This window comes from Thiolapillus sp., assembly GCF_048562965.1.
Taxonomy (GTDB): domain Bacteria; phylum Pseudomonadota; class Gammaproteobacteria; order Chromatiales; family Chromatiaceae; genus Thiolapillus; species Thiolapillus brandeum_A.
Map to the genome: position 1 here is coordinate 1 of NZ_JBHNMF010000384.1, position 3,131 is coordinate 3,131.

Sequence of the window (3,131 nt, forward strand, 5' to 3'; positions counted from 1 at the left end):
GAAATAAACACATCGGGAAATCAGGACACACCATGACTCTTTTTAACGGAATCCGGTCGGCCTTCAGAAAGCTACGGGGCGGAGGGCTCCCCAGCGATACGGTGTTTGTCGAACCGCTGGTGCGTGAACAGGATATTGAAGCCCCAGCAATCAAAGGAGAGAACGAGAGTCTCGCGAACATCGTTGCCAACCAGGCGCCACCTGTTGAGCTGGGCATTCCCGTCCTCAATCTGGAGCAATTGACGGTCACACAAAGAGACCTCATCGAGCAAATACAGAAAATCGGGGAGCTGGATCCCGACCGATTCCGTGAATTGATACTACCGGTGATCCAGCGTTTTGCAGCCTTTGTGCATCTTTTGCCCGCTTCTGAAAATTACCATCATCATGGCACCGGCGGGCTACTCAATCACAGCCTTGATGTGGCGTTACGGGCCGGCCGGATGATCAGCAATAAGTATTTGCAGCAACCTGGGTTTTCTCCTGCGCAGAACAATGCGATCAAACAACGATGGCCTTACGCGGCCATGGTCGCCGGACTGTGCCACGACTTGGCCAAGCCGTTTGCCGATTTTGAAGTGACCAGCAAGGATACGCGGAAAGTCTGGGACCCGTTTTCCGAGACTCTTCTTGGTTGGGCGCAACGTGAAAAAATCGACCGGTACCGATACACCTGGAACAAAGGCCGCTACGGTAAGCATGAGCAGATGGCCGGCGGATTGATCCATCATGTCCTGACCCCCGAGTTCCTGTCATGGCTCCGGGAAGCCGGAAGCACCGTAACCTATCCTATGTTTCAGGTCATCGCTTATGGCTCCGCAAGCCCCAAACGCAATCCATTGCGTGCCGTCATCATGGATGCGGACCAGCGCAGCACGATCACCGATGTTCATCGTTGGCAGGAAGCCCGTAAGGAAATCGGCATGAAAGTCAAGATGGAACGGTACCTGCTCAACATCATCAAAGAACAGATTCTCAGCGATGAATGGACCGTAAACGAGGTCGATTCCATTGTTTTCGTGGTCGACGGTGACGTTTTTCTGGAATGGAAGGAGGCGGCGGCTTTCCTGATTTACAAACTCGATGAGCTAGAACTCAACGGATTGCCCAGCACGCCCGCTGCCATCGCGGATTTGCTCATCAAAACCGATATTACGATGCAAAACCTCAGCAACCCCAACCGGCCGCGTCGGCTTTGGGATATTTCCATTCCCGTCACCTCACGGGATGGCACCGAAATAAAGGTAACAAAGACTGCTCTGCGGTTTGTTTCTCCGGATTACATCCTAGACCACTACTACGATTCGCTTCCAGGCGCCACCATCCTCAAAACACCAACTGATGCCAATGAGGACGCTGACCTCATCAGCACCGAACCGGCCCGGCAGAATACCGCAGACACGGAGGCTTCTGCCGACGGAGATACGGAAAACACACCGGTTTCCGAAGAACTCCAGGCACAGAAGACCCCGCCCCGTCACAATCGGAAGAGCAAGGCCGTGGGCAATAATGACGTTGCATTTGGCCGCCCCAGCGAGACGGCAAGCCCGGGAACAGCAAACAACAAAGCTTTTGCACTCGCCGCTGAATTGGACAAAGACACATCAACCAATGAGTCACAGAACCATGCGAATGGCCGCCGGAATAAAGCTCAAAACAACGAAGGCGAGGGCAAGAAGGCTTCGGCACCGGGCACGAACAGCGAACCCGGAAAAAACCATCTCCCATTTGGTGGGCACGGTGTCCCGCCGGCATCCAAGTCCAGCAAAGGCCGGGCAAAGAATAAAGCGCCATCCCAGAAGAAAGCACACCCAAACCTTGAAAAAGAGTTTCTTGCTCGACTCAGGCGGACAAAACAGATACAGACTCGAATTCGCCAAGACGCCAGCGGTGCGCTCTATCTTGTGTATCCTGACGCTTTTCTTGGCAACCTATCGAAACAGGACCTCAAAAACCTTTTCGTCCAAACGGGGCTCGTTCAAGAAACAGATAACCCCGAGCTCTATCTGTTGCGGGATGACCTTGCAAAGCAGATAGTGCCAATGCTGGAGCACAACGGCCAGAAGAAAGCGGAGGGGAGGGCAGAAACCACCCTTTTCCCGTCGCAGGTTGGCAGGAAAGCGTCCCGTAAGCCGAAAAAGGCCAAGGCGGCGTCGAATAACCCCCCATCAGATACCAAGAACCCGTTTACGCATAACTAGGGCTTACAAAAATGACATTGGAACGATCAGAAAAGATGCTTCAATATCTTCCCTTTCGGAAGCGATATGAAGGCTATGCGGCCGCCGCATGGGCTGCTTCATGTGCCGCAGGCTTAGCCATAGGCAACCAGGCAGTCAACATGCCGATCAATCCATACCACTACATTGCTGCAGGAGCGGGCTTCCTTGCTGCCTACCGGCTGTGGCCTGTTCTGGTAATGACGCGCAACAAAAAGCATCTCAAGCCCCGTAAACTGGAGTTCACTGAAATCACCGAGTTGCTGCGGTTGAGAAAGGAGAGTCATATCTGGCTCGGCAATGGATTCGAGTGGTCCAAAGCACAGACGCAGATGGCTTATGAAATCTTGAGCCGAGATATCGACGACCTCAACCTCGGAGATACCGGCATGGGATCCGGTTGGATTCACGGTGTTGGTTTCAAAGAGGAACCGGTACACATCCCCATTGGCAATTTCGGTGTGCATACCCTGATTGCCGGTACCACCGGTGCCGGAAAAACCCGGATGTTGGATTTGCTGGTCACCCAGGCCATTGCTTTAGGTGATGCTGTGTTGATCATCGACCCAAAATCCGATGTGGACCTAAAAAATTCGGCGAAGCGCGCTTGTGATTACCTGGGGCGCGGCAATGACTTTACCTACTTCAACCCCGCCTTTCCCGAAAAAAGTATTCGGTTGAATCCTCTGAAAGCCTGGAACCGTTCCACTGAAGTCGCCAATCGTATCGCTGCGCTCATTCCCAGTGAGTCTGGCGGAAACGTGTTCAAGGCGTTCTCCCAAATGGTTCTCGATAAGGTGATTCAGGGCATGCTGGCCGCCCGTATGGAGCCTACCCTGTTGAAAATCCGCCGGTGCCTGGAAGGTGGTGTCGAAGACCTTCTGCTCGAAGTGTTCGAGATATACTTCGCTG

2 protein-coding genes are annotated in these 3,131 nt (G+C 53.3%); both read left to right on the forward strand.

The genetic code is table 11. The annotated features are described in order from the left end of the window. Positions 1–2,201: MobH family relaxase (gene mobH / locus ACOCD2_RS15165; protein WP_293674787.1), on the forward strand; the 2,201-nt coding region annotated here is incomplete at its 5' end. A gap of 11 nt (positions 2,202–2,212) precedes the next feature. Then, positions 2,213–3,131: type IV secretion system DNA-binding domain-containing protein (locus ACOCD2_RS15170; protein WP_293653047.1), on the forward strand; the 919-nt coding region annotated here is incomplete at its 3' end.